Here is a 6,174-nt window from a genome sequence, read left to right as displayed (position 1 = left end):
CTGTTGGGTTATCTCCCGGCCCAACCTACAGGTTACTACCTTCTTACTCATTACTTCAAAACTTATTACTTCAAAACTCATCTAGCGGTGCGTTACGGGCTGCGCCCTAACACACCCTACTAATGCTACTAATGCTGCTTCAAAACTTCTTTCACTTCAAAACTTATTACTTCAAAACTCATTACTCAACTCCAACCAGTAACATTAGGTAAAGATGCAAGATCTGAGCCTGTATTGATCACAATCCTAGATTAAATTGTTATAAAAAATACCATTTTAGAAACTTATTTATATTAAGATTAATCATTTATAGTTAAACAAAAAAATAATGGAAACTAAAATACCAAAACCAAAACCTTCTTTTAAAAAAAAGAAAATGGGATTAGCTAATCAAATACTATTAGCTATGCTGTTAGGAGTAATATTCGGCATTATCTGTAATTTATTTGTGCCAGAAGCAGTAAACTTAAGTCTGAATAAATGGATATTAGGACCAATCGGCAATATCTTTTTAAGAGCAATTAAAATGGTGGTTGTGCCTTTAGTATTATTTTCTCTTATCGGTGGCACGGCTAGTATAGGAGATATTGGTAAACTAGGAAGAGTAGGAATAAAAACCATCGCTTATTTCCTGTTAACAACTGCCTTTTCTATCACTCTCGCTCTTTTCTTTACTAATATGTTACAGCCAGGGGCGGGTGCAACCCCGATAGAAAGCGCACAGGATTTGACCACTTCTGAAGCACCTTTTATTATGGATATGTTGGTAAACATTGTTCCTAGTAACCCATTTGACGCTTTAGTTACCGGGAATATGTTGCAAATAATCTTTTTTGCTATGTTCTTTGGGATTGCTTTAACTTTGTTAGGAGAAAAAACTCAAGGGGTTGTGAAATTATTTGAGCAATTAAATGAAGTTTTTCTCAAAATCATTTTGCTAGTAATGAATTGGGCGCCTTATGCTGTTTTTGCACTTTTAGCTAGTGTTATTATGATTCAAGGCATAGACGTTTTAAGACAACTAATTAAATATATAGTCTTAGTTATATTTTTATTACTAATAGAAGCCTTTGTAATTAATGGCTTAGCCCTAACATTGTTAGGTAAACTAAATCCAATTACATTCTATAAAAAATATTGGCCAGTGATGCTAGTAGGGTTTAGTACTTCTAGTAGTAATGCAACAATTCCTGCAAATTTAGATGCCTGCGTCAATAAACTAGGTGTTTCTCATTCTATTGGTAGTTTTACTATTCCCTTGGGGGCAACGATTAACATGAATGGAACAGCTATTATGCAAGGGGTTGCTGCTTTATTTATTGCTCAAGTTTATGGGATAGAATTAGGATTACCACAACAACTGACGATTATTTTAACCGCGACTTTATCGTCAATTGGTACAGCGGGGGTACCTAGTGCAGGTATAGTTATGTTAACTATGGTACTGCAACAAGTAGGATTGCCTGTAGAAGGAGCAGCACTAGTATTAAGTGTAGATAGAATTGTTGATATGTTCAGAACATCAGCTAATATTACAGGAGATGCGGTGGCATCCGTGATTGTATCTAACTCTGAAAAGGAGTTAAACTTACGCATGTACAACGAAATCTAGAAAAAATGATTTGATTGCAAAAACTTTAACTTGTTAATGTGTAGAGGAGCGCAAGTATGAGCGCTCCTTTTTAAGTAATGAGTGCGATCGCCATTTAACCGAGAGCAAAGCACCAGAATAAAAGTACTAAATAGGCCAACAGGCGAGAATCAATTTTTAAGCGCGATCGCATTAATTCTTTAACTCATTACTCATTACTCATTACTCATTATTAATCCACAACCAGTAACATTAGGTAAAGATACTTTGGTCTGTATTTAACCCCCAGCTACGGCGGGAACAATACTTACCTCATCTCCTGCTTTCAGAGGGGTTTCAGTTCCTTGAAGGAAGCGAATATCCTCACTATTCACATAAAAGTTGAGGAAGCGACGTACTTGACCTTGTTCATCACAGAGACGACTTTTGATACCAGGACAAGATGTTTCTAAACAATCAATTAATTCACCGAGATTATCACCATTGCATTCAATTACTGCTTGGTTGTTGGTAAATTTCTGTAGGGGTGTAGGAATAAGTACTTTTACGGTCATTTGCTTAACTAATTCAATCAATGATTACATTTACACTAAAACTTGTTGCCATTCTAGGCGTTCGAGGGTGCGAGAGCGTTCTAAAGCCCGTTCAAAACTATCTAATTTTGCCTCTATAGTGAAGGGTTCGCCAATATATCCCTGTACAGCTTCTTGAGTTTTGAGGCCGTTACCAGTGATATAAACAACTGTTTTCTCTTCTGGGTCAATTTTACCAGCTTCTACTAGTTTTTTCAGCACTGCTATAGTTGTACCGCCTGCTGTTTCAGTAAATATTCCTTCGGTTTCTGCAAGCAGTTTGATTCCTTCAATAATTTCAGGATCAGTTACTGATTCAATATGACCTCCAGTTTTTCTGGCTGTCTCTAGGGCATATACTCCATCTGCGGGGTTACCAATAGCAATAGACTTAGCAATGGTGTTGGGTTTAACAGGGGAGATGAAGTCTCTACCTTCTTTGAAGGCTGTGGCGATGGGAGAACATCCTTCTGCTTGGGCACCGCTGAAGCGTACTTGTTTGTCATCAACTAAACCGACTTTGATGAATTCTTGGAACCCTTTGTAGATTTTTGTATAGAGAGAACCAGAGGCTAAAGGTGCTACCACGTGATCTGGTAATTCCCATCCTAATTGTTCTGCTACTTCAAAGCCAAGGGTTTTTGATCCTTCTGAATAGTAGGGGCGAAGGTTAATATTTACGAATCCCCAACCGTAGGTGTTACCTACCTCTGAACAGAGTCTATTTACTTGGTCATAGTTGCCCTTGACGGCCATCAGAATAGGATTATAAATAAGAGTACCGAGGATTTTACCTGCTTCTAAATCAGCGGGGATAAATACACAACAATCTAAACCAGCGTGGGCCGCGATCGCTGCTGTAGAGTTAGCTAAATTTCCTGTACTAGCGCAGGATATGGTACTAAAGCCTAATTCTTTTGCTCTGGTTATTGCTACTGATACCACTCTATCTTTGAAGCTTAGAGTTGGCATATTTACTGCATCATTTTTTATATAGAGATTTTTTAACCCTAAACGACGAGCTAAACGATGAGATTTTACTAATGGTGTCATTCCTGTGCCCACATCTACCACATCTTTCCCTTCTACTGGTAAGAAAGCTCGATAGCGCCAAATAGAATTTGGTCCTGCTTCGATTATTTCTCTGCTTACTTGACGTTTAATAGCATCATAATCGTAGGCTACTTCTAAGGGGGCAAAAGTTTCTTCACAAATATTAATCGCTTTTAAGGGATATTCTGTTCCCCCTTCTTTTGATACTAATTTCGTGAAGGTGGGTGTAAATTCTGTTGTAGATGTGGTTGTTGTTAAACTCATCGTCGCTTACCTTTTTTCTTCAATGTAACTTTACTTTAATCGTTTCACTGATACTAACATGGTCTAAAAATTGCCGTCAACCATACCCGACTATTTTAGTCGGGTATAAATTCATCAGCATTAAAGAGGAAGGTGTGTAAAAATAGAAGAGAGAAATAAACCAAGATAAGATTCTAAGATAAGAGTGGAAATAACATTTTTAGGGACAAGTTCAGGAGTACCGACGCGATCGCGCAACGTTTCAAGTGTGGCGCTACGCCTACCTCAAAGAGCGGAAATCTGGCTATTTGACTGCGGAGAGGGGACACAACATCAATTTCTGCGCAGCGACCTAAAAACATCACAACTAAGACGCATTTTTATTACTCACCTTCATGGAGACCATATTTTTGGATTAATGGGTTTATTAGCAAGTTGTGGGATGGCAGGGAATGCCCAGGCCATAGATATTTATGGTCCAGAGGGGTTAGAATCCTACCTAGAAGCTTGTACCAAATATTCTCATACCCGCTTCTGTTACCCAATTAAGGTACATACAGTTAAACCAGGACTAATTTATGAAGACGAAGAATTTACAGTAAACTGTCAAAAACTCAAACACCGTATTCCAGCATACGGTTATCGTGTGAGTGAAAAGGATCGTCCTGGTAAATTTAACCTAGAAAAAGCGAAAGCCTTAGGGATTCCCCCAGGTCCTATTTACGGGAAACTAAAACGAGGTGAAATAGTTACTCTTCCTGACGGACGTAAAATTCATGGTCAAGATTTGTGTGGAGAAACAGAGATAGGACGCGCGTTTGTTTATTGTACAGATACAGTTTACTGTGAAGCGGCGATTGAACTAGCACAAGGGGCAGATGTACTGATTCATGAGGCGACTTTTGCCCACAAAGATGCCGATATGGCCTTTGAAAGACTACACTCTACCACAACAATGGCAGCACAGGTAGCTTTGGCAGCCCAAGTAAAGACCTTGTTAATGACCCATTTTAGTCCTCGTTATGGACCTACAGGAGAATTAACTCTAGATGATTTACGTAAAGAAGCCCAAGCTATATTTCCTAATACTAAAATGGCCTACGATTTTTTCACCTATGAAATTCCTAGAAACCGCGCTGATAAATTGATCTCCTCGGTTAGTTAAATTTTGGTAACAAAAAATACGTCTAAAATGGCATTAAGAAAAATAGAGATAAATATCAAGGCTATCGATAATGAAGTTAATAAAATTCTTAATCATCCCCCTGTTAGGCGTATTATTTCTCTGTAAACCAGTGTGGGCATTTTGTGGCTTTTATGTGGCTAAAGCTGACACGGAACTCTATAACCAAGCATCTCAAGTAATCATCGCTAGAGAAGGAGAACGCACCATCTTAACTATGGCCAATGATTACCAGGGAAAAGTAGAAGATTTCGCGATGGTTGTACCAGTACCAGTTATTTTAGAACCAGAACAAGTCAGACTTAGTAATACTACAACCATAGAACGTTTAGATGCTTTTAGCGCTCCTCGTTTAGTTGAGTACTTTGACGATAATCCTTGTAGACCAAGAGAGTTACAAGAAGAAATGATGCGACAATCAGCACCAGCGCCCTCAGCAAGCCTGGATTCCGCAGGAAGAGCTAATAGCTTAGGTGTAACTATCGAACGTAGTTTTAGTGTGGGTGAATATGATATTTTGATTCTCAGTGCTGAAGATTCCGATGGCTTAGAAACCTGGTTAACTCAAAATGGCTATCAAATTCCCGATGGGGCATCAGAAATATTGCGCCCCTATATACGTCAAAACCTCAAATTTTTTGTAGCTAAGATTAACTTACAGGAATATGAAAAGACAGGCTTTGAGTCCCTCAATCCTCTGCTGATTGCCTATGAATCGCCTCGCTTCATGTTACCAATTCGCTTGGGAATGATTAACTCCCAAGGAGAACAAGATTTAATCGTTTATCTTCTTTCACCTAATGGTCAAGTAGAATTAACTAATTATCGTACTGTTAAAATCCCCTCTAATATGGATGTGCCTGAATTTGTCCAGGGAGAGTTTAGTGATTTTTATCAGGCGATGTTTGCCAACACTTATACAAAAGAAAATAAAAATATCGGCTTTGTCGAGTATTCTTGGAATATGGCTAGTTGTGACCCCTGTTCCGCAGACCCCTTAAATCCCCAAGAATTAGAAGATGCCGGAGTATTCTGGCTAGATTACGAACCCAATGTATTTATCACTCGTCTTCATGTGCGCTATACTCGGGATAAGTTCCCTCAAGACCTACAATTTCAAACCACAGGTAATCAGGAACTGTTTCAAGGGAGATATGTGATTCGTCACCCCTATAGAGAAGAGATTAGCTGCGATTTAGCTCAAGATTACCAAAGAAGTGTAAGAACTAGACAAGAGCAAGAGGCGCAAACTTTAGCGAGGTTAACAGGTTGGAATTTACAGGATATTAACAGTAAAATTGACTTTTTTACAGTTAAAGAGAATCAACCATGGTGGCGCAAGTTTTGGAATTGATTTTTCTGTTGCACCATCAATTTAATTCGGTGCGTTACGCGCTCTGCTAACGCACCCTACTGGACTAACTTACGAAATTCCTAGAAACCTTGCTGATAAACTGATATCGTCGGTTAATTGAACTTTGGTAACAAAAAATACGTCTAAAATGGCATTAAGAAAAATAGAGATAAATATC

5 protein-coding genes are annotated in these 6,174 nt (G+C 38.5%); 3 read left to right on the top strand and 2 right to left on the bottom strand.

What is annotated here, in order from left to right; all coding sequences use genetic code 11:
• Positions 1-328: 328 nt before the first annotated feature.
• Positions 329-1,612: a dicarboxylate/amino acid:cation symporter gene (locus tag MW688_RS21365; RefSeq protein WP_486738035.1), complete on the top strand. Its 1,284-nt coding sequence runs from the start codon at positions 329-331 to the stop codon at positions 1,610-1,612.
• Between the two features lie 257 nt (positions 1,613-1,869).
• On the opposite strand, the gene MW688_RS21360 is transcribed toward MW688_RS21365, so the two are convergent.
• Together MW688_RS21360 and thrC are read right to left on the bottom strand one after the other, a co-directional pair.
• The gene (locus tag MW688_RS21360) at positions 1,870-2,145 is read right to left on the bottom strand and encodes a MoaD/ThiS family protein (protein WP_486738034.1); all 276 of its coding nucleotides are present in this window, start codon (positions 2,143-2,145) and stop codon (positions 1,870-1,872) included.
• 30 nt (positions 2,146-2,175) lie between these two features.
• A complete protein-coding gene (gene thrC / locus MW688_RS21355) occupies positions 2,176-3,480 on the bottom strand; it encodes a threonine synthase (RefSeq protein ID WP_486738033.1) in 1,305 nt (434 codons plus the stop codon).
• Positions 3,481-3,664: 184 nt separating this feature from the next.
• On the opposite strand from thrC, the gene MW688_RS21350 reads away from it, so the two are divergent.
• Positions 3,665-4,624 (top strand): ribonuclease Z, encoded by a 960-nt coding sequence (locus tag MW688_RS21350; RefSeq protein WP_486738032.1) that lies wholly within the window; start codon positions 3,665-3,667, stop codon positions 4,622-4,624.
• A gap of 70 nt (positions 4,625-4,694) precedes the next feature.
• On the top strand, positions 4,695-5,996 hold the full coding sequence (locus tag MW688_RS21345) for a DUF2330 domain-containing protein (RefSeq protein WP_486738031.1): 1,302 nt from the start codon (positions 4,695-4,697) through the stop codon (positions 5,994-5,996).
• Positions 5,997-6,174: the final 178 nt, after the last annotated feature.

It is taken from the genome of Johannesbaptistia floridana, assembly GCF_057440575.1.
Note: the sequence above shows the minus strand (reverse complement) of the source record. Positions and strands in the feature narration are given on the sequence as shown.

Coding starts and splice junctions, on each gene's coding strand:
- MW688_RS21365 (WP_486738035.1), top strand. CDS start 329: ATGGAAACTAAAATACCAAAACCAAAACCTTCTTTTAAAAAAAAGAAA.
- MW688_RS21360 (WP_486738034.1), bottom strand. CDS start 2,145: ATGACCGTAAAAGTACTTATTCCTACACCCCTACAGAAATTTACCAAC.
- thrC (WP_486738033.1), bottom strand. CDS start 3,480: ATGAGTTTAACAACAACCACATCTACAACAGAATTTACACCCACCTTC.
- MW688_RS21345 (WP_486738031.1), top strand. CDS start 4,695: ATGAAGTTAATAAAATTCTTAATCATCCCCCTGTTAGGCGTATTATTT.